General features: G+C 30.0%; 32 protein-coding genes. 27 read left to right on the forward strand and 5 right to left on the reverse strand.

What is annotated here, in order from left to right:
* Positions 1-5 precede the first annotated feature (5 nt).
* From mnmE to M2651_RS13105, 8 genes are all read left to right on the forward strand, one after another.
* Positions 6-1,385: a tRNA uridine-5-carboxymethylaminomethyl(34) synthesis GTPase MnmE gene (gene mnmE / locus M2651_RS13070; RefSeq protein WP_252132781.1), complete on the forward strand. Its 1,380-nt coding sequence runs from the start codon at positions 6-8 to the stop codon at positions 1,383-1,385.
* An 8-nt stretch (positions 1,386-1,393) separates the two neighbouring features.
* Positions 1,394-3,307, forward strand: a complete 1,914-nt coding sequence (gene mnmG, locus M2651_RS13075) for a tRNA uridine-5-carboxymethylaminomethyl(34) synthesis enzyme MnmG (RefSeq protein WP_252132782.1) — start codon at positions 1,394-1,396, stop codon at positions 3,305-3,307.
* On the forward strand, positions 3,294-4,013 hold the full coding sequence (gene rsmG, locus M2651_RS13080; RefSeq protein ID WP_252132783.1) for a 16S rRNA (guanine(527)-N(7))-methyltransferase RsmG: 720 nt from the start codon (positions 3,294-3,296) through the stop codon (positions 4,011-4,013). Before mnmG ends, rsmG begins: the two co-directional genes overlap by 14 nt.
* Positions 4,014-4,121: 108 nt before the next feature.
* Positions 4,122-4,901 carry a nucleoid occlusion protein gene (gene noc, locus M2651_RS13085; RefSeq protein ID WP_252132784.1) on the forward strand — a complete coding sequence of 260 codons (780 nt, stop codon included), beginning with the start codon at positions 4,122-4,124 and terminating at the stop codon, positions 4,899-4,901.
* A gap of 217 nt (positions 4,902-5,118) precedes the next feature.
* Entirely contained in the window at positions 5,119-5,886 is a 768-nt protein-coding gene (locus tag M2651_RS13090; protein ID WP_252132785.1) for a ParA family protein, read from the forward strand.
* A 6-nt stretch (positions 5,887-5,892) separates the two neighbouring features.
* A complete protein-coding gene (locus M2651_RS13095; RefSeq protein WP_252132786.1) occupies positions 5,893-6,741 on the forward strand; it encodes a ParB/RepB/Spo0J family partition protein in 849 nt (282 codons plus the stop codon).
* 37 nt (positions 6,742-6,778) lie between these two features.
* Positions 6,779-7,288, forward strand: a complete 510-nt coding sequence (locus tag M2651_RS13100; RefSeq protein ID WP_252132787.1) for a DUF4446 family protein — start codon at positions 6,779-6,781, stop codon at positions 7,286-7,288.
* Between the two features lie 53 nt (positions 7,289-7,341).
* Positions 7,342-7,593 carry a YkuS family protein gene (locus M2651_RS13105; protein WP_252132788.1) on the forward strand — a complete coding sequence of 84 codons (252 nt, stop codon included), beginning with the start codon at positions 7,342-7,344 and terminating at the stop codon, positions 7,591-7,593.
* Positions 7,594-7,598: 5 nt separating this feature from the next.
* On the opposite strand, the gene yyaC is transcribed toward M2651_RS13105, so the two are convergent.
* The 3 genes from yyaC to M2651_RS13120 all read right to left on the reverse strand — a co-directional run bounded on the left by yyaC (position 7,599) and on the right by M2651_RS13120 (position 10,496).
* A complete protein-coding gene (yyaC, locus tag M2651_RS13110) occupies positions 7,599-8,201 on the reverse strand; it encodes a spore protease YyaC (protein ID WP_252132789.1) in 603 nt (200 codons plus the stop codon).
* An 83-nt stretch (positions 8,202-8,284) separates the two neighbouring features.
* Positions 8,285-9,337 carry a sporulation integral membrane protein YtvI gene (ytvI, locus tag M2651_RS13115; protein ID WP_252132790.1) on the reverse strand — a complete coding sequence of 351 codons (1,053 nt, stop codon included), beginning with the start codon at positions 9,335-9,337 and terminating at the stop codon, positions 8,285-8,287.
* Positions 9,338-9,341: 4 nt separating this feature from the next.
* On the reverse strand, positions 9,342-10,496 hold the full coding sequence (locus tag M2651_RS13120) for an aminotransferase class V-fold PLP-dependent enzyme (RefSeq protein ID WP_252132791.1): 1,155 nt from the start codon (positions 10,494-10,496) through the stop codon (positions 9,342-9,344).
* Between the two features lie 254 nt (positions 10,497-10,750).
* Between M2651_RS13120 and yedF the strand changes: the two genes are divergently transcribed.
* The 17 genes from yedF (at position 10,751) to arsB (ending at position 21,753) form a co-directional block, all read left to right on the forward strand.
* Positions 10,751-11,329 (forward strand): sulfurtransferase-like selenium metabolism protein YedF, encoded by a 579-nt coding sequence (yedF, locus tag M2651_RS13125; RefSeq protein ID WP_252132792.1) that lies wholly within the window; start codon positions 10,751-10,753, stop codon positions 11,327-11,329.
* A gap of 17 nt (positions 11,330-11,346) precedes the next feature.
* The gene (locus M2651_RS13130; RefSeq protein WP_252132793.1) at positions 11,347-11,601 is read left to right on the forward strand and encodes a putative Se/S carrier protein; all 255 of its coding nucleotides are present in this window, start codon (positions 11,347-11,349) and stop codon (positions 11,599-11,601) included.
* An 85-nt stretch (positions 11,602-11,686) separates the two neighbouring features.
* Positions 11,687-12,568, forward strand: coding sequence for a mechanosensitive ion channel family protein (locus tag M2651_RS13135; RefSeq protein WP_252132794.1), 882 nt, complete (start codon positions 11,687-11,689; stop codon positions 12,566-12,568).
* 1 nt (position 12,569) lies between these two features.
* Positions 12,570-12,782: a DUF951 domain-containing protein gene (locus tag M2651_RS13140; protein ID WP_252132795.1), complete on the forward strand. Its 213-nt coding sequence runs from the start codon at positions 12,570-12,572 to the stop codon at positions 12,780-12,782.
* A gap of 89 nt (positions 12,783-12,871) precedes the next feature.
* Positions 12,872-13,159 (forward strand): 30S ribosomal protein S6, encoded by a 288-nt coding sequence (gene rpsF, locus M2651_RS13145; RefSeq protein ID WP_252132796.1) that lies wholly within the window; start codon positions 12,872-12,874, stop codon positions 13,157-13,159.
* Between the two features lie 12 nt (positions 13,160-13,171).
* Positions 13,172-13,633, forward strand: a complete 462-nt coding sequence (locus tag M2651_RS13150; RefSeq protein WP_252132797.1) for a single-stranded DNA-binding protein — start codon at positions 13,172-13,174, stop codon at positions 13,631-13,633.
* A gap of 28 nt (positions 13,634-13,661) precedes the next feature.
* Positions 13,662-13,934 (forward strand): 30S ribosomal protein S18, encoded by a 273-nt coding sequence (gene rpsR / locus M2651_RS13155; RefSeq protein ID WP_252132798.1) that lies wholly within the window; start codon positions 13,662-13,664, stop codon positions 13,932-13,934.
* A 200-nt stretch (positions 13,935-14,134) separates the two neighbouring features.
* On the forward strand, positions 14,135-14,827 hold the full coding sequence (sfsA, locus tag M2651_RS13160) for a DNA/RNA nuclease SfsA (RefSeq protein WP_252132799.1): 693 nt from the start codon (positions 14,135-14,137) through the stop codon (positions 14,825-14,827).
* Between the two features lie 71 nt (positions 14,828-14,898).
* The gene (locus M2651_RS13165) at positions 14,899-15,411 is read left to right on the forward strand and encodes an NAD(+) diphosphatase (protein WP_252132800.1); all 513 of its coding nucleotides are present in this window, start codon (positions 14,899-14,901) and stop codon (positions 15,409-15,411) included.
* A gap of 97 nt (positions 15,412-15,508) precedes the next feature.
* Positions 15,509-16,195, forward strand: coding sequence for a beta/alpha barrel domain-containing protein (locus M2651_RS13170; protein ID WP_252132801.1), 687 nt, complete (start codon positions 15,509-15,511; stop codon positions 16,193-16,195).
* 80 nt (positions 16,196-16,275) lie between these two features.
* Positions 16,276-16,437 (forward strand): hypothetical protein, encoded by a 162-nt coding sequence (locus M2651_RS13175; protein ID WP_252132802.1) that lies wholly within the window; start codon positions 16,276-16,278, stop codon positions 16,435-16,437.
* 427 nt (positions 16,438-16,864) lie between these two features.
* Complete coding sequence (locus tag M2651_RS13180) at positions 16,865-17,062, forward strand: hypothetical protein (protein ID WP_252132803.1); 198 nt, start codon at positions 16,865-16,867, stop codon at positions 17,060-17,062.
* Positions 17,063-17,196: 134 nt separating this feature from the next.
* Positions 17,197-18,267 carry a pyridoxal-phosphate-dependent aminotransferase family protein gene (locus M2651_RS13185; protein ID WP_252132804.1) on the forward strand — a complete coding sequence of 357 codons (1,071 nt, stop codon included), beginning with the start codon at positions 17,197-17,199 and terminating at the stop codon, positions 18,265-18,267.
* A 131-nt stretch (positions 18,268-18,398) separates the two neighbouring features.
* Positions 18,399-19,643 (forward strand): DUF1015 domain-containing protein, encoded by a 1,245-nt coding sequence (locus M2651_RS13190; protein WP_252132805.1) that lies wholly within the window; start codon positions 18,399-18,401, stop codon positions 19,641-19,643.
* A 177-nt stretch (positions 19,644-19,820) separates the two neighbouring features.
* Positions 19,821-20,192: an ArsR/SmtB family transcription factor gene (locus M2651_RS13195; protein WP_252132806.1), complete on the forward strand. Its 372-nt coding sequence runs from the start codon at positions 19,821-19,823 to the stop codon at positions 20,190-20,192.
* Between the two features lie 35 nt (positions 20,193-20,227).
* Positions 20,228-20,659, forward strand: a complete 432-nt coding sequence (locus M2651_RS13200; RefSeq protein WP_252132807.1) for an arsenate reductase ArsC — start codon at positions 20,228-20,230, stop codon at positions 20,657-20,659.
* A gap of 23 nt (positions 20,660-20,682) precedes the next feature.
* Entirely contained in the window at positions 20,683-21,753 is a 1,071-nt protein-coding gene (gene arsB, locus M2651_RS13205; protein WP_252132808.1) for an ACR3 family arsenite efflux transporter, read from the forward strand.
* Between the two features lie 64 nt (positions 21,754-21,817).
* Here arsB and M2651_RS13210 read toward each other — a convergent pair whose 3' ends face one another.
* A complete protein-coding gene (locus M2651_RS13210; RefSeq protein ID WP_252132809.1) occupies positions 21,818-22,117 on the reverse strand; it encodes a hypothetical protein in 300 nt (99 codons plus the stop codon).
* 181 nt (positions 22,118-22,298) lie between these two features.
* Between M2651_RS13210 and M2651_RS13215 the strand changes: the two genes are divergently transcribed.
* Complete coding sequence (locus M2651_RS13215) at positions 22,299-23,063, forward strand: tRNA threonylcarbamoyladenosine dehydratase (protein WP_252132810.1); 765 nt, start codon at positions 22,299-22,301, stop codon at positions 23,061-23,063.
* Positions 23,064-23,168: 105 nt separating this feature from the next.
* Here the strand turns inward: M2651_RS13215 and M2651_RS13220 are convergent, their stop codons facing one another.
* The gene (locus tag M2651_RS13220; protein WP_252132811.1) at positions 23,169-24,338 is read right to left on the reverse strand and encodes a class I SAM-dependent methyltransferase; all 1,170 of its coding nucleotides are present in this window, start codon (positions 24,336-24,338) and stop codon (positions 23,169-23,171) included.
* Positions 24,339-24,500: 162 nt separating this feature from the next.
* Here M2651_RS13220 and M2651_RS13225 point away from each other — a divergent pair, with 162 nt between their 5' ends.
* On the forward strand, positions 24,501-25,445 hold the full coding sequence (locus M2651_RS13225) for a GNAT family N-acetyltransferase (RefSeq protein WP_252132812.1): 945 nt from the start codon (positions 24,501-24,503) through the stop codon (positions 25,443-25,445).
* The last annotated feature ends 524 nt before the right edge of the window (positions 25,446-25,969 follow it).

A 25,969-nucleotide genomic window follows, 5' to 3' on the forward strand; every position in this document is an offset into this window, starting at 1 on the left:
AACATATGAAGCATTTTGATACTATAGCTGCTGTTGCTACCAGTCTTGGTGAGGCAGGTATTTCTATTATAAGAATTTCAGGAAGTAATGCTTTAAAGATAGTTAGCAGCATATTTAAAGGAAAAAACGGCAGAAGTTTAGAAGATATTAAGAGCTATACCATGAGATATGGTTATATTTTAGATATGAAAAAAAATGAAGTTATTGATGAAGTTATAGTAAGCTTTATGAAAGGTCCTAAAAGTTTTACAGCAGAAGATACAGTTGAAATTAATTGTCATGGTGGAGTAGTTGCAACAAACAGGGTTTTAGAAGAAGTTATAACATCTGGTGCCAGATTAGCGGAGCCTGGTGAATTTACTAAGAGAGCTTTTTTAAATGGAAGAATTGATTTAAGTCAGGCTGAAGCAGTTATTGATATAATAAGAGCAAAAACTGAGCTTAGCATGAAATCAGCATTAGCTCAATCAGAGGGGAGGATTTCCCAGGAAATTAAGGCTTTAAGGCAAAAGCTTTTAGGAATAATAGCTCATATAGAGGCAACAGTTGATTTTCCAGAAGAGGATTTGGAAGAAACAACATCTCAAATAACTGAGATGCAGTTAAAATCTGTTTTAAATAAAATAGAAAATTTAATAACTTCAGCTAGTGAAGGCAAAATAATAAGAGAAGGATTAGATACGGTTATTGTTGGAAAGCCAAATGTTGGAAAGTCATCTCTTTTAAATGCACTGCTTATGGAAAAAAGAGCTATAGTTACAGATATACCTGGAACTACTAGAGATGTAATAGAAGAATTTATAAGTATTGATGGTGTTCCTGTGAAAATAATAGATACTGCAGGTATAAGAGAAACAGAAGATGTAGTTGAGAAAATAGGAGTTGAGAGGTCTAGAGAAAAAATCAACATGGCTGATCTAATAATTTTAATGCTTGATTCCAGCAGAGAATTAGACAAGGAAGACTTAGAGATTATTGATTATATAAAGGATAAAAAATATGTTGTTCTTTTAAATAAGAGTGATTTAGATAATAAAATAAATAAAGAAGATATTAAAGCTTTAAATTCAGAATATGTGATGGAAGTATCTGCAAAGACAGGCCAAGGGCTTGATAAATTAAAAGATGCAATTAAACATCTCTTCTTCAGAGGCGAAGTAACCTCTAAAGATACAATAATAACAAATACAAGGCATAAGGAAGCATTAATTCGTGCAAAGGAAAGCTGCAATTCAGCTCTTTCAGCACTAAAAAATACTTTTGCTATTGATTTGGCTTCTATAGATATCAGAAATGCATGGATGAGTCTTGGAGAAATTACAGGTGAAACGCTGGAAGAAGATATAATTGATAAGATATTTTCGGAATTTTGTATTGGAAAGTAGGGAAACAGATGAAATATATTGCAGAGGAATTTGATGTAATAGTCATTGGTGCAGGACACGCTGGCTGTGAGGCCTCTCTTGCATCTTCAAGAATGGGTTGTAAAACCTTAGTTCTAGCTATGAACCTAGATAGTGTGGCACTTATGCCCTGCAATCCTAATATAGGGGGAACTTCTAAAGGACATCTTGTTAGAGAAATAGATGCCTTAGGTGGAGAAATGGGTATAAACATAGATCACAGTTTTATTCAGTCCAGAATGTTAAATACATCTAAAGGACCAGCTGTTCATTCACTCAGAGCTCAGGCTGATAAAAAAAAGTATCAATTTAGAATGAAACATATTTTAGAAAAACAAAAAAACTTGCATTTAAGGCAATTAGAAGCTGTAAGCATTGATGTAGAAGATGGGAAAGTTAAAGGAGTTTTGACTAAAAATGGAGCATATTTTCCTTGCAAGGTTATAATTCTTGCAAATGGAACCTATCTAAAGGGTAGAGTAATCATTGGAGATGTAGATTATAGCAGTGGTCCTAATGGGCTGTTTCCAGCCAATGAGCTTTCTGAATGTCTTAAAAATTTAGGAATAGAATTAAGAAGATTTAAAACAGGAACTCCTGCAAGAGTAAATAGAAGAACTGTAGATTTTTCAAAAATGATAGAACAGCCCGGAGATCCTAATGTTGTACCTTTCTCATTTATGCATGAAAATATCGAGAGGGAACAAGTATCTTGTTATTTAACTTATACAAATGAAGAAACTCACAAAGTAATTAGAGATAATATTCATCGTTCACCTATGTATAATGGTTCTATTGAAGGAGTTGGCCCTAGATATTGTCCATCTATTGAGGATAAAGTAATGAGGTTTCCTGAAAAAACGCAGCATCAGGTATTTATTGAACCAGAAGGTGAAGATACTGAAGAATTATATGTTCAAGGTATGTCAACTTCACTTCCAGAGGATGTACAGCTTAAAATGTTACGAACTATTCCTGGTCTTGAGAATGTGGAAATAATGAGAACTGGATATGCAATAGAGTATGATTGTCTTAATCCAACTCAACTAAAACCTACTCTTGAATTAAAGAGTATAGAAGGATTATTCAGCTGCGGTCAAATAAATGGAAGCTCAGGATATGAAGAGGCTGCTGCACAAGGAATAATAGCAGGCATAAATGCTGCTCTTAAAATACAAAATAAGGAACCTTTAATATTAAGCAGAAGCGATGCTTATATAGGTGTATTAATTGATGATTTAGTTACTAAGGGAACACAGGAACCTTATAGAATGATGACTTCACGTTCAGAATATAGATTAATTTTAAGACAGGATAATGCTGATCTTAGACTTACGGAAATAGGATATAAAGTTGGATTAGTGTCTGAAGAAAGGTATAATAGTTATTTATATAGAAAACAAGCTATAGAAAATGAGCTTCAAAGAATAAAGAGTGTACAGATAACAAATAAAAAAGAAGTAAATGAATTTTTATCATCAATAAATTCATCAGAACTTAAAAAGCCAGTTAGCCTTTATGAACTTATAAAGAGACCAGAATTAGATTATTTTATAGTTGAGCCTTTAGATGTTGATAGGCCAAATCTTAGAAAAGATATACAAGATCAAGTTAATATAATTTCTAAATATGAAGGATATATAGAAAAGCAATTAGATCAAGTTGAACAGTTTAAAAAATTTGAAAAGAAGCTGCTTCCAGAGGATATAAATTATGATCAGGTATATGGACTTAGAATAGAAGCAAGACAAAAGCTTAAATTAATAAAGCCCATAAGTATTGGTCAGGCTTCGAGAATATCAGGAGTTTCGCCAGCAGACATATCTGTTCTTCTAATATTCTTAGAACAAAGCTATGCAAAACAAAAACAAAAGGATGGAGATAAAAATAATGGAGTTCTTTGATATAATGAATAAAGCTTGTACAAATGAAGGTTTATTCTTTGATGAAGAAAAATATAATAAGTTTATTAAATATAAAGATATGATAAAAGAATGGAATGAAAAAATAAACTTAACTGCTATTACTGAAGATGAGGGTATAGTAAAAAAACATTTTATCGATTCTATTAAGGTTTTTAGATTCTCCCCTTTAAAAACAGCTAAGAGAATAATAGATGTTGGAACAGGGGCAGGTTTTCCTGGTATTCCAATTAAAATAATGATACCTAATGTAGAAGTTGTACTTTTGGATTCATTAAATAAAAGAGTAAATTTTCTAAATGAGGTTATAAGAGAGCTTGAATTAAAAGGGATAACTGCTGTTCATGGTAGAGCTGAGGACTATGCTAGAGAATCCCGTTTTAGAGAAAAATTCGATATAGTTGTATCCAGGGCGGTTGCAAATATGGCTGTTCTAAGTGAATTGTGTATTCCTTTTGTAGAAGTTAATGGACAGTTTATTGCACTTAAGGGACCAGCTGTTGAGGAGGAAATAAAAGAGGGCAGCAAGGCTATTACAACATTAGGAGGAAAACTTCAACAAATTATAAATGTTGAAGTAGAAGGAACAGATTTAAAACATAATTTAGTAGTTGTTAATAAAATAAAAGAAACTCCTAAAATCTATCCAAGAAAGGCTGGAACTGCTTCAAAAAAACCGATAAAATAAATATAGTGTAGTAATTTGTCATACGAAATAAATGAAAAAAAAGAAGGATTTTAGACAAATATAAAGAAATTGTTAATATAAGGAAAACACAAAAGGGATGTGGGTGTTATGGAAAACAATATTTGTTATATTTCTACAGATTTAATCTCACCAAATATTTATCAGCCTAGAAAATATTTTAATGAAGAAAGTATTGAGGAGCTATCGCAATCTATAAAAGCTTTTGGAATAATTCAACCGCTATCAGTAAGAAAAATTGGTTCAGATAGATATGAGCTAGTAGCGGGGGAAAGAAGATTAAGAGCTGCAAAAAAGCTTGGATTAAAGGAAGTACCTGCTATATTAGTAGATATAACAGATAAAGATTCTGCTGCAATAGCGTTGCTTGAAAATCTTCAAAGAGAGGATCTTAATTATATCGAGGAAGCAGAAGCGTACTATAATTTAATTAAAGATCATTCATATACCCAAGAACAGTTAGCCGAAACTATTGGAAAGAAACAATCTACAATTGCAAACAAAATAAGATTGTTAAAGCTGTCTCCGGAAATTAGGCTTACTTTATTAGAAAATAAGTTAACTGAGCGCCATGCAAGGGCATTATTAAAATTGCCAACTCCAGAGCTTCAAGCAAAAATTTTAAAAATAGTAATAAGTAAAAATTTAAATGTTAAAAAGACTGAGGAAATTATTGAAAAGGAATTGTTAAAAATTACTCATCAGGAAGTTGCTGCAGATGGTAAAAAGAGAATTAAGGGTGTATTTTCACCTAAAGTATATATAAATACTGTAAGACAAGTTTTCGATAAATTTGGAATCCAAGCACAGTATTCTTCTAAGGATTTAGAAGAATGTATTCAAATAACAGTTACTATTCCTAAAAAATAATAATGTTTCACGTGAAACATAAACCTAAGTATTGATTGTACTTAGGTTTTCTAATTTAATAGCAAATTATTTATTGATTCCACATATAAACACTTTTATTATTATAAATAAAATTATATAATAATCTTATGGTTTTTTATTTCAGAAGAGAAACAGAAGAGAAACTAGGATTCTCTAGCGGAATTAGGATAGTGATTTTTCATTTGGAGGTGATGATGTGAAAACTATTTGTATATTTAATCAAAAAGGTGGAGTAGGAAAGACAACTACTAATATAAATTTATGTTCCTATTTAGCTATGGAAGGACATAAAATACTAGCTATTGATATGGATCCGCAAGGAAATACTACTAGTGGTTTAGGGTTTGATAAGAGAAAAATAGAACTTTCAATTTATGATGTATTAACTTCAGATGTGTCTTTAAAAGATGTAATTAAAGAATGTCAGGTTATAGACAATTTTTATTTAGCTCCTTCAACTATGGAATTGGCTGGTGCCGAAGTGGAACTTATAAATAAAGAAAAAAGAGAATCTATATTAAAAGATAAGATAGCAGATTTAGAAGAAAATTATGATTTTATTTTCATTGACTGTCCGCCTTCATTAGGGTTTTTAACGATAAATGCACTTAGTGCTGCAGACACAGTTTTGATTCCAATACAGTGTGAATTTTACGCATTAGAAGGTGTCGGACAGTTAATAAATACTATTCAGCTTGTTAAAAGGTCTTTAAATAAAAAACTTGATATAGAAGGTGTTATACTTACTATGTATGATGGAAGAACTAACCTTTCCAATGAAGTAGTATCAGAGGTTAAAAAATATTTTAAAGACAAAGTATATGATACAACTGTTCCAAGAAATATAAGACTTGCTGAATGTCCAAGCTTTGGGTTACCAATAATGTTATATGATGATAAATGTAAAGGTGCAGAGTCCTATGATAATTTAGCAAAAGAATTTTTGAGGCGTCAAAAGGAGTGATAAGTTTTGAATAAAAAATTTGGCTTAGGTAAAGGATTAGGCGCTTTAATTCCTGAAGAAGAAACTACAGCTTCTAGTAATTCAGTTATGAAAATATCAATGAATTTAATCAGGGCAAATGAATTACAGCCTAGAAAAAATTTTGATGAGGAAAAGATAGAGCAGCTTGCAGAGTCAATTAAAGAGCATGGAGTAGTTCAGCCAATAGTGCTTCGAAAAGAAGGAGATACATATATAATTGTTGCAGGTGAGAGAAGATGGAGAGCTTCGAAAAGTATTGGCTTAAAGGAAATTCCTGCTGTAGTTATGGATTTAACTGATAAGCAGGTTCTTGAGATTTCATTAATAGAAAATATTCAAAGAGAAGATTTAAATCCTATAGAAGAAGCTTTGGCATATAAAAGATTAATTGAAGAATTTGATTTAACTCAGGAAGAGTTAGGTAAGAGAATTGGAAAATCTAGAACTGCTGTAACTAATATTTTAAGATTACTAAACTTAGATGAAAGAGTACAGGATTATTTAATAGATGGAGTTATAAGTGAGGGACATGGAAGGGCGCTTCTTGGTGTATCAGACAAAGATGTTCAATTTATGTTGGCACAAAAAATCATCGATGAAAGTTTGAATGTAAGGGATATAGAAAAAGTAATAAAAAATTTAGGTAAGGATAAGAAAGAAACAAATGTAAAAGATAATGAAAGTGTGTATCATAATGATATTAAAGATAAGCTGGAATCTTATTTTGGTACGAAGGTTACTCTTACTAATAAGAAAAATAAAGGTAAGATAGAAATAGAATATTATTCTCAAGATGATTTGCAAAGAATATTAGACATATTAAATATACAATAAAATGTTTCACGTGAAACATTTAGAAAGGGGATAGAAAATGAACGATATTATTCAAATGATTAGTGGTTATGAGCACTATATACTTATTGGACTCTTAATAATGATAATTATTTTATCAATTGTTGTTTTTATATTATTGAGAGCAGTCAATAAAATCGAAACTAGATATAGGAAATTCATGAGAGGTGTAAATAATAAAAATTTAGAAGAACTAATAATTAGTTATTTAGATAAAGTAGATGAAGTAAAAAGTGATTCAAAAAAACTGAAAGAAATATATAATAATTTGGACAATAGAGTAAAAAATTGTGTTCAAAAGATGTCAATAATCAGATATAGAGCATTTGAAGATGTAGGAAGTGATTTAAGTTTTTCTATTGCATTGTTAGATGATAATAATGACGGAGCAATAATAACAGGTATATTTGGAAGACATGAAAGTACTACTTATGCGAAACCTATAGATAAAGGAATATCTAGATATGATTTGTCAGAAGAAGAGCAACAGGTATTAGAGGATGCTATGAATAAAAAATCAGTAAAGTAAAAAATGTATAAAAACCTCCTTGATGGGAATATTACCTTCAAGGAGGTTTTTATATGAATATATGTGTAAGTGATGATTTAGGATACATTAAAGAAGAATTAGTAAATAGAGGGTATAACGTTATAAACAATGCAAATAGTTCAATTGATGTAATAATCTGCGATATAAAAAATGGCGGCTTAATGAATCTAAATGTACAAAGCAGCGTTAAGAGAGAAGGAACATTAATAATAGATTCAGGCAGCAAAAGTATTGATGAAATAGAATATATAATAAATAATAGAGTATATAGTTCTTTATTTTAAAATTGTTAAAGGTCAAGTTCTAAATTATCCAATTCATCATTAGTGTTGTGTAGTTTTCGGCCGCCTATAGTTTTTAAGATAAAATGGTAAATTCCTTTTGAAATTACGTCAGCTAACATCATAACTATATGAAGCCTGGTGTTTTGAAGCACCATAAATTCTAAAGTTCCAGAAATATTCACAATTCCAGTAATGCTTAAATTCCCGACTGAAGGAAGATTTTTATTCATGGCTGCACCAGGATTTAATGGTTTGTGCTCAATGAATATCTTTCCTATATTTTGAATGCTGCCTAGACATGCATCAATTGCAATTATAAATGGATCAGTATATTGAAGCTTTATCTCATTTAAAGTATCCTCTAAATTTTTCGCATGTATTGGATATTCAAGATTACCATATAAGTATATTTTATCTCTTACTAGAAATTTTAATTTGTCTCCAACAAGGGGACCCATGCTATCGCCTGTGGATCTGTCAGTTCCTATACATAAAAAAACAATAGGTCTATTTTTTTTAATAACAGGGTATAATTCTTTGCAAAGAATATCACGCATCTGAATAATAGCATCTTTATCTCTTGAGTCTATAATAAATTTATCTTCCATAGTAAAAACCTCCCATTTGAAATTTTAACCAAACAGGAGGTTTTTATACATTATTTATATAGATATCTTATATATTTAAAAAATTATATTAAATCTACTTTTTTAAATATATTATAAAATACAACAAGGAACATACAGAAAAACATTCCAGATACACCATTTATCTTTAAACCTATAAATATTGCTGCAAGTATTGGAACAGGGTGTAAACCTAAGGAAGAAGAAACAAGTTTAGGTTCTAAAATTTGTCTCATAATAAACACTATGGCATATAAAATCAATATTCCGCCACCTGTAAAATATTTACCAGAAAGCAGATATATGATAGCTGTTGGTATGTATACACTGCCTACTCCTAAAACAGGAAGTACATCAAATATAGCTGCTATGATACTTAATATAACTGCATACTTAACTTTAAAAATGGAAAAGCCGATTATAGTTTCTAAAAATGTAATACAAATTATAAAAGCATAAGATAAGGCGTAACTACTAAGCATTTTTTTAGCTTCACTAAGTATATTAATCATTTTATGAGTATTTTGAGCAGGAAGAATATTTAACATTTTGTTTTTTGCTGAAGTCATATCTCTAGTAAAAAAGTAGGTTGACAATAAAGTGAAAATAATAACCATAATGATATATGGAATAGAGGTTAAAAAGCCTACAACACCTGTTACAATATTACCGATTAAAGAAGCAGTAATATTGGAAATCTTAGTAATGGAGGTAGATATATTAGTTTTAACAGCATCTACTATTGTAGGATCTAAGTTCTCATAGTATTCTTTTAACATGACTACATACTTATCAATTAAATAAGAATTATTTGTTATATATGCTTGTGTGCTCTTTCCAAGTTGAATTGCTTCATTAGTTAAGGAAGTAATACCTATAGCTGCTATTAGTATTATTAAGGCAAAGAAAAAAAAGGTTGTAAGTATAGCTGCTATAGAATTCTTTACCCTTAACTTTTTAGCTAAAAACTTTGTTGGTTTTTGTAATACAGATGCGAAAATAAAAGCAAGAACAAAAGGAAGTGTATAAGATAAAGTTTTAAAAAAAACTAAAACTGTTAAGGTATATATTACAAAAAATATAATTAATTTATCTAATTTTTCAATTATTCTATTCAAAATCTCACATCCTTTTTATAATATTATTTAAAGCATGAATAGTATATTTTACATCTTTTGTATCATTAAAGGGACCAAAACTAATTCTAAGAGTTCCTTCAGGAAAAGTTTCAATTGTCTTATGTGCTAAAGGAGCACAATGTAGACCCGTTCTTGTTATTATTCCATACTCAGTATCTAAAATATAGCCAAGCTCTGAGTTATTGAGTTTAGCTGAATTTATGGAGAGTGTTGGAGTCATTAGGCTAGAATTTTTTGTACCATATAAAACAAAATCATCTATATTTAAAATATCTTGTATAAATAAATTTGTTAAATATTCTTCCTTGTCTCTTATTGCTTTTATCCCTTCTTTATTTATATAGTTAATACCTTCAAGTAATCCGGCTATTGCTGGAGTATTCATAGTTCCACTTTCAAATTTATCTGGAAGAAAATCAGGTTGAAAAATACTTTCAGATAGGCTTCCAGTACCTCCTTCAATAATTGGCAGAGCTTCATTATTTAACTCATCGCTTATTAAAAAACCACCTATACCTTGAGGACCTAAAAGACTTTTATGACCTGTAAAAGCAAGAGCGCTCAGGTTTAATTTGTAAAAATCTAATGGTATAACACCTGCAGTTTGAGCAGTATCTATAATAAAATAAATATTATTTTCTCTGCATAGTCTGCCTATTTCTTCAATAGGCTGAATACTGCCTATAACATTAGAAGCGTGAGATAACACCACAAGTTTAGTATTAGACTTAATAGAATTTTTAAAAAGCTCAATGTTTAAAATACCTTCTTTAGAGCAAGGTAAAATATCAAGTTGTATTTTTTTGCTCTTTTCAAGACTAGAAAGGGGTCTTAATACAGAGTTATGTTCCATAGATGTAGTTATGACATGCCATCCATCTTTTATTACACTTTTTATTAACATGTTTAGAGAAACAGTAATATTAGATGTAAAAACTACATTTTCAAGCTTATCAAAATTAAACAGTTTCATTAAAGCTTCCCTGCATCTATAGACTATTCGGCTTCCTTCTAGGGAACTGGAATGACCACCTCTGCCAGGATTAGCTCCAATATTTATCATATAGTGCATTACTGCGTTATAAACATCTGGCGGTTTAGGATAACTTGTAGCTACATTATCCAGATAAAGTTTCATATGTACTCATTCCTTTTATATATATTATAAAAACGTTGATTATTAAAAAATAAAATTGTAATTTAGTTAAATTAAAAATATCAAAAATATCTACATGATTAAGTTATTAAAATTAAATTGAATCTGATATAATAGTGTATATAAAAAATAAAATCACAAATTTTGGATAGATATTAATGAAATTATTATAAACTAAAAATTTGTTATTGTATATGGAGTTTTATAATTTAGCAATATAAAAAGGGGAGAAAAAGATGAATATTATAGATTGCAAAGGACTAAGATGTCCTCAGCCAGTGATTGAAACTAAGAAGTATTTTGACAGCATAGAAAGTGGTGAGGCAGAGATTATAGTTGACAATGAAGTTGCTAAAAATAACATATCAAAGTTTTGTCAAAATAATAATATTAAGTTTCATATTGAAGAAAAGAATGGTTTTTATCATATAAAAGCAGTAAAAGAAGATTTAAATATTAAAAAAAATGAATTAGAGAAGAGCACTTTAGTTATATTGATTACAAGCGATAAGCTTGGATCAGGTGATGATACTTTAGGTGCTACACTTATGAAAAGCTATTTATATGCCTTATCTGAAAGTGACAAACTTCCAACAGATTTATTTTTAATAAACAGCGGTGTTAAGCTTGCAGCAGAAGGATCTGATGTTTTAGATAGCTTAAAAAAGCTTCAGGAAAGAGGAGTGAAGATTGCAAGCTGCGGTGTATGTCTTGATTTTTATAAACTTAAGGAATTTCTTCAGATTGGAGAAATAACTAATATGTATAATATTATTGAAAAAACTAATAATGCAGGTAATACTATAAAGCTTTAAGAATAGAGGTAGAATATATGGACAAATATTACATACTAACTTTTGAAAATACTCACAATGCTATTAATGGTGAAGCTGTATTAAAAGAAAAAAACATTAAAGTAAAAGTTATGCCTACGCCTACTTTTGTTACTAAAAGCTGCGGCATAAGTTTGAAAATAAATGAAGAAGAAATAAATGAGGTTAAGGCAATTATAGAAAATGGTTTAATTAAAATCAAAGGTATAATCTTAAAAGAAGGAAGTAGCTTTAAACAAGTAAATTTGATATAATTATAAAATCAATAAAATGAAGAGTTATAATATATAATTCTTCATTTTTTATTTAGAATAAGATTCTATAGGGGTTGGTGGTAAAGTGAAGGATATTTTTGCATTTAAATTAGATTTAAATAGTGGAGGCATAAATATAGGAAACATTCCTATAACTACAGAGCAGATAACCCATGGAATTTTTAAAGTTTTAAAGATACTTTCAATTGCGGTTATTATGTATTTAGCTATAAAAATAGGCAGCACAATAATACATAAATTTATGGATAAACAAAGAAAAAGTGATTTAAAGTTTACTCTTGATGAAAAAAGAAGTAAGACACTTGAAGCTGTACTTAAAAGTGTTCTTAGATACTCTGTTTATTTTTTTGGTATTGTAGGAATAATCGGTCAGATTTTTGGTGATATAGGATTAACTTTTGCAGGTATTGGAGGAGTTGCAATAGGTTTTGGAGCTCAAAGTCTTGTGAAAGATATAATAAATGGTTTCTTTATACTTTTTGAAGACCAATATGCAGTAGGAGACTACATAACTGTTGATGGAAAAGAAGGAATAGTTGAAAGTATTGAGCTTAGAGTAACAAGGCTTAGAGATTTTAATGGAGATTATCATATAATTCCTAATGGATTAATTACAAAGGTTACTAATCATTCAAGGGGAAACGCAAGGGTACTGGTTGAGGTTGATATAGCCTACGAAGAGGATGTGGATAAAGCAATAGACGTTTTATCAAATGTATGCAGTAAGTTTATAAGTGAGAATGAAAATATGGTAGAGGGCCCAAAGGTAGCAGGTATAAGTGCCCTCAAAGACAGCGGCATAACAATAAGAATAGTAGGAAAAGCAAAGCCAATGACTCATTGGGAATGTGAGATGAATTTAAGAAAAGAAATTAAAAAGGCATTAAGCCTTGCAAATATAGAAATACCGTATCCAAAAAGAGTAATTATGAAAGAGAGGGAATAATATGCCTAAAGTATTTTATCTTGGAGATATAGTAGAGATGAAAAAGGTGCATCCATGTGGAAGTAAAAATTGGGAAATTATTAGGATTGGAGCAGATATAAAAATAAAATGCTGTGGATGTAATAGGCTTGTAATGCTTGAAAGAAGCAAGTTTGAAAAAGATGTTAAAAAGATTATAAAACAAAATATACCTGAAACTGAAGAAAAAGCTTGATTTTATGTGAGTTTAGCATTATAATTATTATTTGTAGTCCCTGCTGTGAAAATCACAGCCGTTAGTCCAGAGGGAGGAGGTGAAATCTAATGAGAAAGTATGAAACTATATTCATATTACACCCATCATTAGACGAGGAAGCTGTTAAAGCTAACGTTGAAAAGTTTAAAGGTGTAATAGAAAATGGCGGAGGAGTAGTTGATAATGTTGATTTTTGGGGCAAGAGAAAGCTTGCTTATGAAATAGCAAAAGTTAACGAAGGATTCTACACTCTAATAAACTTTTCTGCTAATTCTGACTTACCTAAAGAACTAGATAGAATTTTCAGAATTACTGATGGTGTTATAAGACATATCATAATTAAAGAAGAAAAATAGGTGGTGTATTAAGTGAACAAAGTAGTTTTAATTGGTAGACTTACTAGGGATCCGGAGCTTAAATTTACTCCAGGAACCGGAACTGCTGTTGCCACCTTTACTTTGGCCGTGGATAGAAGACTTCCTAATAAAAATGGTCAAAGAGAAGCGGATTTTGTGCCTATAGTTGTATGGGGTAAGCAAGCTGAATCTACAGCTAATTATATGAGCAAAGGTAAGCTTATGGGTGTTAGCGGTAGAATACAGACTAGGTCTTATGAAGCAAAAGACGGTACAAGAAGATATGTTACAGAAATAGTTGCTGAGGAAGTTCAATTCCTCGAATGGGGCGGAGCTAATGGCTCTGGTGTAGGTAATCAAGGCTCAAATAGAGCAGCTGCACAAGGTAATTCTGGTTATTCAGCAATGGATTTTGAAGGATCCATTTATGAGGATGAAATGACTCCAGTTGATGATGGAGACATCCCATTCTAAAAATTTTAGGTAAGAAGGAGGGAAAGACATGGCAAAAGAAAATAACAAAGATAGCAAAGATTTCGGTAAAAAAAGCGGATCTAAAGTTAGAAGAGCAAGAAAAAAAGTTTGTGCTTTTTGTTCAGATAAAGCTACTCACATAGATTATAAAGATGTTAGCAAGCTAAGAAAGTACGTTACTGAAAGAGGAAAGATTCTTCCAAGAAGAATTTCTGGTAACTGTGCTAAGCACCAAAGAGCTTTAACTCAAGCTATAAAGGTTGCTAGAAACATAGCTTTATTACCATTTACTACAGAATAATATTATATTTTAAAAGTCTCTGATTTAATGTCAGGGGCTTTTTATTTTTTTAAATTATTCTGAATTACATTATAAATTATTAACATAGTATTTTATTAAAAATATTCACAGATTATAATGTTATTGAGAATATTTTTGTGGATAATGTGCATAAAATAAATAAATTTGTGAATAACTTTTTAAATAGACGAGGTGATAACTTGTTAATAACTAATAGAATAAGATTGGCTAAATTTATCCACAGGCCTAATAGATTTCAAGCTTTTGTGGATATTGACGGAGAAGAAATTATTGTTCATGTACCGAATACAGGAAGGAATAAAGAAATATTAGTGCCGGGATATACAGTAGTACTAAGAGAAGAAAATAATCCTATTAGAAAAACAAAGTATGATTTAATAGCAGGATATAAAGGTAAAAAGCTTATTAACATAGATTCTCAAATTCCGAATAAAGTTGTAGAAGAAGCTTTAAAAGAAGGAAAAATAAAAGCTTTAAAGAATTATAATAAAATAAAAAGAGAAAAAACCTTTGGATGCAGCAGATTTGATTTTAAATTAGAGGACGAAGAGGGAAATGAATATTATCTTGAGGTTAAAGGAGTAACTTATGAAGAAAATGGGATAACAGCTTTCCCTGATGCTCCTACTGATCGAGGAAGGAAACATCTTTTAGAACTTGTAGAGGTAAAGGAATCTGGAAAAGGTGCAGGAGTTTTGTTTTTAATTCAAATGGATAAAGTGGAGTATTTTACACCCTTTGATGAAAGAGATAAACTTTTTGGAGAAGCATTAAGATATGCAAAAAATAGAGGTGTAGATATATTCGCTTATGAATGTGAAGTTGGAGAGAACTATATATTATTAAGTAAAAGTGTAGAAGTCAGGCTTTAGATAAAATATACTTAGTGTATATAGGGATAAATTATATTATATAATAAAAAGGATGAAAGGTGGGGAATTGGGTGAAATATAAGTATTGTCCTAACTGTGGAAAAAAATTAGAAATAAAATACAGCTATGATGAAGGAGGAGTGCCATACTGTTCTAAAGATGATATTATGTTTTTTGATACTCCAAAGCCATGTATTATAGCAGCTGTAATAAAAGATAGGGACATACTGCTCTTAAAGCAGAGCTATATATTCAAAGATTCTAAAGTTTTAATTTCTGGATATGTGACAAATGGTGAAACTGTTGAGAGTACCGTAGTTAGAGAAGTTAAGGAAGAAACAGGAATAATTGTGGGAAATATAAAATATTTAGGAAGTGAATACTTAGCTTCAAAGGAAATTATAATGCTTACTTTTATGGCTTATTATGTTGATGGAGAGATAAATAAATCTTCAGAAGTTGAACATATAGAATGGATTAATATAGAAAATGCTCTTGAAGAAATGAATGAGGATGAAATTGGGAAGAGAATTGTAAAAAAAGTACTGAAAGAATTAGGTAGTGAGGAAGTTTTTAATAAATAATAAAAATTAATATTAAGTTTACAAACTATAGATGAAGATTTTATGATGTGGTGTTATTATATAAATAAAAGATAAAGTTAACAGGTGGGTGAAAATTATGGGTAAAATAGTACCAGATATAAGGGGAACACTTAGAAATCATATGATTGAACTTCCAAAGGTTATAAGTGAAGCAAGCGGGATACGTATTTTTGGTAAGAGATTAAAATCTTTTGTTTTTAGTACAGATGTGGCGGTAATTAGAAATACTAATGCTGATGCTGTTATAGCAGTTTATCCATTTACACCCCAGCCTGTAATTACGCAGGCTTTAGTTTTAGCAGCAGATGTTCCAGTATTTTGCGGCGTTGGCGGAGGAATAACAACAGGAAAAAGAGTAATTAATTTGGCATTGGATGCAGAGTTTAAAGGTGCTATGGGTGTAGTTCTTAATAATCCTACATCTAACGAAGTGATAAGACAGGTTAGAGAAACTATTGATATACCAATAATAGTGACAGTTGTTTCAGAATTTGAAGATATAGAGGCGAGGATAGAAGCAGGAGCAACAATATTAAATGTATCTGGAGCCAAAAGAACTTCAGAGATTGTTAAAAAAATAAGAGAGAATCATCCGGATTTTCCTATAATAGCTACAGGTGGTCCTACAGATGAATCTATAAAGGCTGTAATAGAGGCTGGTGCAAATGCTGTTACATATACGCCGCCTGCTGCATCAGAAATAATGCGAAGATTAATGGTTAATTATAGAGAGAAGTATAAAGATGAAATGTCTGATAACTAAAGGAGATTGATTAATAAAATATAGAATAATAAAATTAAGTTTTTAGATTTTAAATAGGACTATATAAAGGAGGGTTTTAAATGGCAGTAGGAGGAGATAACTGCAAAACTTGTCCTGATTTCATACATAAAAAATGTGATGGAAAAGCTTCAGATTGTATGTGCAGAAGATGTCCAAGAAGTCTTGGACAATGTATAACAACAAAATATTGTAAAGAAACTGAATCTGTGCTTTATATATAAATGAGCAGGATAATGTGATGAATGACATTTATGTAATAAAGCTGAAGTATTTTATTGATTTTTTATTTCCTAGGAAATCACAGATGATGTTATTAAAATACAGATTGATATTTATTACTAATAAAAGACTGATTTCAATTAATTTTGAAATCAGTCTTTTAAAATTTTATAATTAAACAAAAATTTTTGGGAATACTAGTTTTATATGAGCTGAAGGAAGTGAAACTTTATGATGTTAGAACAAGTAAAAAGCCTTATAGGAGAAAATTGTCCTGCATATGAAGCAAATAATATTTTTTATAAGGCTAATATGACTAACCTAGTTCGTAATTGCATAAACTGTTTTAATTACAAGAATGGAAAGTGCACAAAAAATTTATTTAATGAGCTGTATGAAAATTTAAAGATAAATTAAGGAGGAATTAATATGAAAAACATAGCAAGTTCAGAACAATTAATGATGGTGGCTGTAAATTGCCCAGGTTATGTAGCAACTTCAAATAATTTTACAAATACTGTAGGTGCTAATAATTGTAAAAGTTGTACCAATTGCAGTAATTGGCAGAACAATAAATGCACTGTTAATTTATTTGATTCAGTTCTTACTGACTTAGATCAAGGATAAAACAACATATAAATTATAAAGGATAGTTAAAAAAGCTATCCTTTATAATTTTTTTATTGAGAAATTTATGTCAAAGTGGTAAAATGATAAAAAGACAAAATTGTATTTACAATTAAAAGTTTAGGAGGGGGAACATGCATAAAAAATTATTTATACCAGGGCCGGTTGAGGTAAGACCTGATGTTTTAGAAAAAATGGCCACACCAATGATAGGACATAGAAGTAAGGATGCATCTGCACTTCAAAGACGAATAAGTGAAAAGCTTAAAACTCTTTTTTATACTAAAGAGGAAATATTACTTTCAACAACTTCAGGCAGCGGACTTATGGAAGGTGCAGTACGTTCCTGTACAGCTAAAAGAGCAGCAGTATTTTCAGTAGGTGCTTTCGGTAAAAGATGGTATGAAATGGCTAAGTTTAATAATGTACCAGCTGATTTATTTGAGGTAGAATGGGGAAAACCTACAACTGCAGAAGCTGTAGATGAAGTTTTAAGTACAGGAAAGTATGATTTAATAACTATAACTCATAATGAAACTTCTACAGGTGTTATGAATCCAGTGGAAGAAATAGCTGAAGTTATGAAAAAGTATCCAGAGGTTGTTTATTGTTTAGATACAGTAAGCTCTATGGGTGGAACTAAAATTGAAGTTGACAAGCTAGGGGTAGATATTTGTATTACTTCCAGCCAGAAAGCACTTGGATTGCCTCCAGGACTAGCAGTTTGTTCTTTTTCACAAAAAGCTGTAGAAAGAGCTAAACAAGTTCCATATAGAGGTTTATATTTAGATCTTTTAGCACTTTATGAGTTTATACAAAAGAAGGATTATCAATATCCGTCCACACCATCATTATCACATATGTTTGCACTTGATTATCAGTTAGATAGAATTTTAGAGGAAGGTCTTGAAAATAGATTTGAAAGACATAGACAAATGGCTGAAGTGGTTAGAGCTTGGGCAAGAGAACATTTTGAAATACTTCCAGAAGAAAAGTATATGTCTAACACAGTAACAACAATTAAAAATACTAGAGATATAGATGTGTCTGATTTAAACAAGAAGTTAGGGGAAAGAGGTCTGCAAATTTCAAACGGTTATGGAAAATTAAAGGATAAGACCTTTAGAATAGCACATATGGCTGACTGTACTATGGAAGATATAAAAGATTTATTAAGAAATATTGATGATATATTAGGATTTTAATTTAAAGTTATCTTGTTTTGAAATTTAGTTAGTCTTATAGTAAAATAATAATCCTCTATTTCAGAGTTATTATTTTACAAGACTATACTAAATTTTTCTATTAAGTAGCTAATAAGAGAGGGGGAACAGTAATGGCGGTAATCAGGCCATTTAAAGCTTTAAGACCAACTAAAGATTTAGCTGAAAAAGTAGCTGCCTTGCCCTATGATGTTATGAATAGTGATGAGGCTAGGGAAATGACTAAAAATAACCCTTATTCTTTTCTTCATGTAGATAAGGCGGAAATTGATTTAGAAAAAGGCATAGATTTATATGATAAAAAAGTTTATGAAAAGGCTAGAGAAAATTTATATAAGATGGCTGATGAGGGTATTTTTATAGAAGATGAAACTCCAAGGCTATATATATATAGACAAATCATGAATGGGAGAATGCAAACAGGTGTAGTTGCTTGTACTTCTATTGATGATTACATGAATAATATTATTAAAAAGCATGAGCATACTAGAGCTGATAAAGAACAGGACAGAATAAATCACGTTGATTATTGTGATGCTAATACTGGTCCCATATTTTTAACCTATAAGGCAGTAGATGAGATAGAAAATATAGTATCAAAGTGGACACAAAAAGAGCCGGTTTACAATTTTATATCTGAAGATGGGATTTCACATATAGTTTGGATAGTAGAATGCAGTAAGGATATAGAAAAATTATGTGAGCTGTTTAAAAATGTAAATTATCTATATATTGCAGACGGTCATCATAGAGCAGCCTCTGCAGTTAAGGTAGGCCAGCTTAGAAGAAAGCAAAATCCAAATTATACTGGAGAGGAAGAATTTAATTTTTTCTTATCAGTCATATTTCCGGACAAAGATTTATATATTATGGACTATAACAGGGTTGTTAAGGATTTAAATGGTCTTTCACATGAGGAATATATGCTTAAGGTATCGGAAAAATTTGAAATAAGCTTGTATGAAGGAAAAGGCCCATATAAGCCTTCTGAGAGACATACCTACGGAATGTATTTAAATGGGAAATGGTATAAGCTTTCTGCTAAGGAAGGAACATATAACCCTGAAGATCCTGTTGATAGGCTTGATGTTTCCATTCTTCAAAACAACCTGTTAAGTTCTATTTTAGGAATTGAAGATCCTAGAACGGATAAGAGAATAGACTTTGTAGGGGGAATTAGAGGGCTTGAGGAACTTCAAAAAAGAGTAGATGAAGGGATGAGTGTTGCCTTTTCCATGTATCCAACAACTATTAAGGATTTAATGGATATTGCTGATGCAGGAGAGGTTATGCCTCCTAAATCTACTTGGTTTGAGCCTAAACTTAGGAGTGGATTGTTTATTCATAAGCTTAAATAGATATTACGAGGATTTTGGTGCAAGCAGTGCATTAAAGTCCTTTTTTTCATGATGTTAAATTTATTTAACAAATATTGTTTCTGTAATTCGTTGACAATAATGTATATATAGAATATCATATGATTATAAACGAATATGTTAATATATGCTGAATGATGAATATAGGAGGTGAATATATTGGATTTAATACAAGTGATGAAGGCATTATCAGATGAGACACGTATAAGAATATTGAATTTACTTAAAGATGGCGATTTATGTGTCTGTGAATTAGAAGTTATCTTGAATATTAATCAGTCAAATGCTTCAAGGCACTTAAATAAATTAACTACCTCAAAAATATTAGATTATTATAAAGTTGCAAAATACGTTTATTATAAGATAAATGAAGATATTATTAAAGAGTTTCCTTTCTTAAAAGAAATTATTGAAGAACATGCAATAAAGTTAAAGCAATGCAGAATTGATTATGAAAGATTAAAGAAATATAAAAACAGTAAATTAACTTGTGATGACTTAAAAGATGGTAAAGTTTGTTTTGATAATTAAACTGAAATAAATTATTAATAACGGAGGATGATTTGATGAAACCTAAAGTAGCCTTTATATGTGTGCACAATTCCTGCAGGTCTCAAATGGCTGAGGCACTCGGTAAGATGCTTGCTTCTGATGTATTTGAGTCTTATTCAGCAGGAACAGAACTAAGACCTCAAATAAACCAAGATGCAGTAAGAATAATTAAAGAACTTTATGGTGTAGATATGAATGAAACACAAAAGTCTAAACTTTTAACTGATATTCCAGAAGTAGACATAGTTGTAAAAATGGGCTGCAATGTAGCGTGTCCATTCCTGCCTTCAAGACATATGGAAGATTGGGGGTTAGATGATCCGTCAGGTAAGAGTGATGAAGAGTTTATAAAGGTTGCAAAGACAATTGAAGAGAAAGTAAAAGACTTAGCAAGAAGAATTAAAAATAATGAAATTGATTTAACTATAGAGAGAGATATTAGATAGTTATTTTGTAAGGAGGATTAAGGATGTCTACAGAAAATAAAAATGGAGGAAAGGGATTAGGAGTCTTTGAAAGATATCTTACTATATGGGTAGCACTTTGTATTGTAGCAGGAATACTTATAGGTCAATTCATACCTGTTATACCGCAAACGCTTAATAAATTTGAATATTACAATGTATCAATCCCAGTAGCAGTTCTTATTTGGCTTATGATATATCCAATGATGCTTAAAATTGACTTTCTAAGCATAGTTAGAGCAACAAAAAAGCCAAAGGGGTTAGTAGTAACTTGTACAACTAATTGGCTGATAAAGCCTTTTACAATGTATTTAATAGCAGCATTTTTCTTTAATATTGTATTTAAAGCATTTATACCAGAAAGTTTAGCTAAGGATTATTTGGCAGGAGCAGTATTACTTGGAGCAGCTCCTTGCACGGCAATGGTATTTGTATGGAGCTATTTGACAAAAGGAGATGCTGCTTATACATTAGTTCAAGTTGCAGTAAATGATTTAATTATATTGATAGCCTTTACTCCAATAGTAGCTTTTTTATTAGGTGTTAGTGATGTTCCGCTATCTTATGGAACACTTATACTTTCAACAATATTATTTGTAGTTATACCACTGGCATCAGGCTTTATTACTAGAAATGTAGTAGTTAAAAAAAGAGGTTTAGATTATTTTAACAATGTATTCTTAAAGAAATTTGACAATATTACAATTATAGGACTATTATTAACTTTAGTTATTATATTCTCATTCCAAGGAGATATTATACTTAATAATCCATTGCATATTCTTCTTATAGCAATACCTTTAATAATACAAACTTTCTTTATATTCTTCTTTGCTTACGGATGGGCAAGAGCATGGAAATTATCTCATTCTATTGCAGCACCTGCAGGTATGATTGGAGCAAGTAACTTCTTTGAACTAGCGGTTGCAGTTGCTATAGCACTGTTTGGTTTAAAATCGGGTGCGGCTCTTGCTACTGTAGTAGGTGTGTTAGTAGAAGTTCCAGTAATGCTTACACTTGTTAAGATAGCAAATAGTACAAGAAATTGGTTTCCAAGTGAAACAGCTGAGAAATAAATATAATTGTATATATTAGTAAAAAGGTCAGTATTAACTGACCTTTTTACTGAATTTTTATAGATTATAAAGTTAAGCTATTAGCATTTTGCAAAATTACAGCTGTAAGAGCTGCTCCAAACAAAATAGTTATTATCACACCTATTACAAGCATGATTAAAGAAGCTCTGGCATAATTTTTTTTATTTACATTATAATCTCCAAAGCTCCATACAAGCAGGAGTATTATGTTCACTAAAGGTATAATCATTAAAAGCATCATACCAAGATATTGACCAAGGCTTAAAGGAGCAGTATTTTGGTTATTAAAAGATGAATTATTAAAATTATCCGCCTGATTTTGATTATAACTATTATTTTCCATAGAATAATCTTCCTTTCCAAAAATTATATGATTCTATTATATAGGAAAAGACATCGTTTTAATATAGTTTATAAAACTTTTTTAAATTTATGGTTATTATTGTGGTAAATTATTTAGAGATTTAAATAAAGCTTAAATTAAGATATAATATAGTGAAATATATATCAAAGGAGAGAATTAGATGGCGCAGCATTCATTATCAAGAACAGAACTCTTAATAGGTAAGGAAGGCTTAGAAAAGCTTAAAAATAGTAAAGTTGTTGTATTTGGAATAGGCGGAGTTGGAAGTTTTACAGTAGAAGCACTTGCTAGAGCTGGAGTTGGAAGCTTGGTTATTGTAGATGACGATGCTGTTTGTTTAACAAATATAAATAGACAGATTATAGCTACTTTTAAAACTATAGGTAAGCCTAAAGTTGATGTTATGAAGGAAAGAATACTAGATATAAATAGAGGATGCAGTGTTATAACCCATAATACCTTTGTAACTGAAGAAAATATAGATACAATAATAACTGAAGATGTAGATTATGTTGTTGATGCTATAGATACAGTTTCTTCAAAGATAGCTCTTGCAGTTTGGTGTAAGGAGCATAATAAAAAGATTATCTGCTGTCTTGGAACAGGAAATAAATTAGATCCAACCCAGTTTAAAATAGCTGATTTATATGATACAAAGGTTTGTCCACTTGCAAAAGTCATGAGATATGAACTTAAAAGAAAAGGAATAGACAAGCTAAAGGTTTTGTATTCTGAAGAGAAGCCTTTAAAGCCAAAAGCAGATGAGGTTTTAACCTGCAAGGAAGGCTGCGTATGTACAGGGGAAAGCAGCAAAAGGTGTTCTATAAAAAGACAGATTCCAGGAAGCATATCTTTTGTTCCTCCTGTTGCAGGTATGATTATAGCTGGAGAAGTTATAAAAGATTTGTTAGAAATAAATAGTTAAAAAAAGGAGATATTCATCAAAAGTTAAGATGAGTATCTCCTTTTTTATTATTAAAATTCTATACAAGTATATTTTTTTGTTTAATGCCTATATTTTGCGTTTTAGCTAATATTGATTCAAGTAATTATATAATGCAGGATATACATTTAAAGCACCCATAAGGCTTAAATATTCCTGCATAGCTTTATCATTTTCCTCTTTTGTTTTTAAAGCTCTTATCATAAGGTTTTTAGGAGTCTCAAGAGGTGATATATATTCAACAACAGAAACTTCATAACCTTTGGCTTCAAGAAGAAGAGCTCTCATTCCATCTGTAAGTATATCAGCCATTCTTGACTTAAAAATACCATGCTTTAGAATTGACTTAAATGGTTCATAAGAGTAACCGTTTAAGAGTTCTCTATGACAGCAAGGTACAGCTATAATAACGTCGGAATCTACTCTAACGCCTAAAGCTAGTGCCATATCTGTTGCTGTATCGCAGGCGTGGAGGGAAATTACAACGTGTATCTTTTTGTCAGGTATATAATTATTTATATCTATAGCATGAAATTCCATATTTCTATAGCCTAAATTTGAAGCCATTTTTTTAGAGGAGTTAATAACACTTTCAGAGTAGTCAAGTCCTATAAAGTGGCATTTTCTCTTTTTAACTTCTGTAAGATAATAATTTAAAACAAAGGTCAAATAAGACTTACCACAGCCGCAATCTAATATGTTTATTGTCTGGTTTTTAGGCAGTTTGTCAAGTATCCCTTCTAAAAGTTCAACATAGTGATCTATTTGGTTGTATTTTCTTATTTTATCATTTTTTATTTTTCCTTCTTTAGTCATTATTCCTATTTCTTTAAGAAGAGCATCTGCTTTCCCAGCTTTAATATAATAATCTCTATTTAAAAGTGTAGAAGTTTCTCCTGCGTTATGAGATGCCTGTTCTTCCTCTTCTTGAACTTCTGTATTTGTCATTTTAACATTTTTATTATCAGCTGAAATTAGTATGCTTGTTCCACGCTCTTTATATATAAGTGAAAGAGTTTCGTAATTTTGAGCATCATTTGCAATTTTGTCAAGAAGAGTGTTTAAGTCATAGTTTTCAGTCCTTCCATTAAAATTATATTTAATTTTTCCAGATTCAAAGCTGCCAACACCTTTAAATTCTTTAAGACCTGTAGTAAAAGTTACATAAATATTTTTAAAGATTAAGCTGTTTTCTGTAAATCTGCTTTTTAGTCCCATAAAAAACAGGGTTAATTTATTTATACTTTGTTTATTCATCGAAACACTTCCTTTTAGTTTTATGTGCATTTATATAACATTAATATAAACATAACTATTTATTAATATCAATATTTTTTGTGATATAATGTAAGATAGTAAATTTTTTAAAATCTTCATCTATATTATTATTTTTTACAAAAATTTAAAGGAGCAGAGAACATGGAAAAAACTCAAAACGTAAGTATTTCACCTGTTAAAGGTAATGATAGAGAATATATAATTAAAGATTATACAGGTATAACAATGGGTAGATTTTTTATTATAGAACTTTCTAGAGAAAATAGATTTTGCAGTATTAGGGTGAAATTTTACAGAAATGAGGGGGAAGACTATAGGTTTTTAAAAGAAGCTGTGAAATTGATTCTTATATCTCTGTTTAAAAATATGAATATATTTAAAGTGAATGTTTTAATAGATGAAGATATAAATATACGAGCTTTTACAGAGTTAGGTTTTCAGTTTGAGGGAGTTATTTCTAATAGCATAATAGTAAATAATACTCATAAGCAAGAGTTTATTTTTGGTATAGATAAAGATATATATCAAAATTCAGATAAAAATAGAAGCTTAATTTTAAAAGGTCAAAATATAGAATTAAGATTGTTAACCCCTGAGAATGCAAATGATATATTAGAGTATTATAAAAGAAACAGAGAGTATTTAAAACCTTTTGAACCTGCAAGAGATGAAAGTTTTTACACATTAGAGCTTCAAAAAAGAGATATAATAGAAAACTACAAACAATTTTTAAATGGAACAAGTGTGAATTTAGGAATATTTAAGAATGATAAATTTATTGGAAAAATAAGAGTGTCTAATATAGTGATGGGAATATTTAAAAATGCTTTTGTAGGATATTCTATAGATAAAAATGAGCAGGGTAAAGGATATATGAAAGAAGCTTTAAGATTAACTATAAAATATGCTTTTGAGGAATTAGGTTTGCACAGAATAGAAGCGACAACATTGGTAGATAATATTAAATCACAAGCAGTATTGCTAGGTTGTGGTTTTAAGGAAATAGGTGTAAGTGAAAAGTATTTATTTATTAATGGTGAATGGAGAGATCATAAAATATTTTACAGGATAAATATGAATGATTAAATAAAAATGTAATATTGCATACAATTATGATTGCAATAATTTTGATTGTGAGCGTTGTAGAGCTATTTATTGAAGGATATTATTAGGATAGTCAGGTAAAAAGTTTAACATTTAATTTATTAGTTGTAGGAATCATTATTTATTTAAATAGTTTAAGTGAGAATTTTATAGCTAAACTAATAGATATGAATATACTCAGCCTGGTGTATCTATATATAAAATAAAAAGAAAAATAAAGTATTTTTAAGTATAGCTGATTTATTTTAAAAAAATAAGTTAATATTGGCTGATATAGACAAGCATATGTGATAATATATAACACGTTGCCGATACAAATCGACAACAATCACTAAATAAAAATTGTCATTAAAAAAGTTGTTGACAAATTAAAATTTAAGTGATAAGATATAAAAGCTGTCAGATGACAGCGAAAAATAATTGGTCTTTGAAAATTAAACAGAGAATAATTAAGATAAACCAGCAATTCTTTTGAATTAAAAAATGAGCATAAAGATTCAAACTTT

It is taken from the genome of Clostridium caldaquaticum, from assembly GCF_023806125.1.
In the GTDB taxonomy this organism is placed as follows: Bacteria; Bacillota; Clostridia; order Clostridiales; family Clostridiaceae; genus Clostridium_AT; species Clostridium_AT caldaquaticum.

Excerpts from the sequence above, each read along its gene's own strand:
- mnmE (WP_252132781.1), top strand. The coding sequence starts at position 6 with ATGAAGCATTTTGATACTATAGCTGCTGTTGCTACCAGTCTTGGTGAG.
- mnmG (WP_252132782.1), top strand. The coding sequence starts at position 1,394 with ATGAAATATATTGCAGAGGAATTTGATGTAATAGTCATTGGTGCAGGA.
- rsmG (WP_252132783.1), top strand. The coding sequence starts at position 3,294 with ATGGAGTTCTTTGATATAATGAATAAAGCTTGTACAAATGAAGGTTTA.
- noc (WP_252132784.1), top strand. The coding sequence starts at position 4,122 with ATGGAAAACAATATTTGTTATATTTCTACAGATTTAATCTCACCAAAT.
- M2651_RS13100 (WP_252132787.1), top strand. The coding sequence starts at position 6,779 with ATGAACGATATTATTCAAATGATTAGTGGTTATGAGCACTATATACTT.
- M2651_RS13105 (WP_252132788.1), top strand. The coding sequence starts at position 7,342 with ATGAATATATGTGTAAGTGATGATTTAGGATACATTAAAGAAGAATTA.
- yyaC (WP_252132789.1), bottom strand. The coding sequence starts at position 8,201 with ATGGAAGATAAATTTATTATAGACTCAAGAGATAAAGATGCTATTATT.
- M2651_RS13120 (WP_252132791.1), bottom strand. The coding sequence starts at position 10,496 with ATGAAACTTTATCTGGATAATGTAGCTACAAGTTATCCTAAACCGCCA.
- yedF (WP_252132792.1), top strand. The coding sequence starts at position 10,751 with ATGAATATTATAGATTGCAAAGGACTAAGATGTCCTCAGCCAGTGATT.
- M2651_RS13130 (WP_252132793.1), top strand. The coding sequence starts at position 11,347 with ATGGACAAATATTACATACTAACTTTTGAAAATACTCACAATGCTATT.
- M2651_RS13140 (WP_252132795.1), top strand. The coding sequence starts at position 12,570 with ATGCCTAAAGTATTTTATCTTGGAGATATAGTAGAGATGAAAAAGGTG.
- rpsF (WP_252132796.1), top strand. The coding sequence starts at position 12,872 with ATGAGAAAGTATGAAACTATATTCATATTACACCCATCATTAGACGAG.
- rpsR (WP_252132798.1), top strand. The coding sequence starts at position 13,662 with ATGGCAAAAGAAAATAACAAAGATAGCAAAGATTTCGGTAAAAAAAGC.
- M2651_RS13170 (WP_252132801.1), top strand. The coding sequence starts at position 15,509 with ATGGGTAAAATAGTACCAGATATAAGGGGAACACTTAGAAATCATATG.
- M2651_RS13175 (WP_252132802.1), top strand. The coding sequence starts at position 16,276 with ATGGCAGTAGGAGGAGATAACTGCAAAACTTGTCCTGATTTCATACAT.
- M2651_RS13180 (WP_252132803.1), top strand. The coding sequence starts at position 16,865 with ATGAAAAACATAGCAAGTTCAGAACAATTAATGATGGTGGCTGTAAAT.
- M2651_RS13185 (WP_252132804.1), top strand. The coding sequence starts at position 17,197 with ATGCATAAAAAATTATTTATACCAGGGCCGGTTGAGGTAAGACCTGAT.
- M2651_RS13190 (WP_252132805.1), top strand. The coding sequence starts at position 18,399 with ATGGCGGTAATCAGGCCATTTAAAGCTTTAAGACCAACTAAAGATTTA.
- M2651_RS13200 (WP_252132807.1), top strand. The coding sequence starts at position 20,228 with ATGAAACCTAAAGTAGCCTTTATATGTGTGCACAATTCCTGCAGGTCT.
- arsB (WP_252132808.1), top strand. The coding sequence starts at position 20,683 with ATGTCTACAGAAAATAAAAATGGAGGAAAGGGATTAGGAGTCTTTGAA.
- M2651_RS13210 (WP_252132809.1), bottom strand. The coding sequence starts at position 22,117 with ATGGAAAATAATAGTTATAATCAAAATCAGGCGGATAATTTTAATAAT.
- M2651_RS13215 (WP_252132810.1), top strand. The coding sequence starts at position 22,299 with ATGGCGCAGCATTCATTATCAAGAACAGAACTCTTAATAGGTAAGGAA.
- M2651_RS13220 (WP_252132811.1), bottom strand. The coding sequence starts at position 24,338 with ATGAATAAACAAAGTATAAATAAATTAACCCTGTTTTTTATGGGACTA.
- M2651_RS13225 (WP_252132812.1), top strand. The coding sequence starts at position 24,501 with ATGGAAAAAACTCAAAACGTAAGTATTTCACCTGTTAAAGGTAATGAT.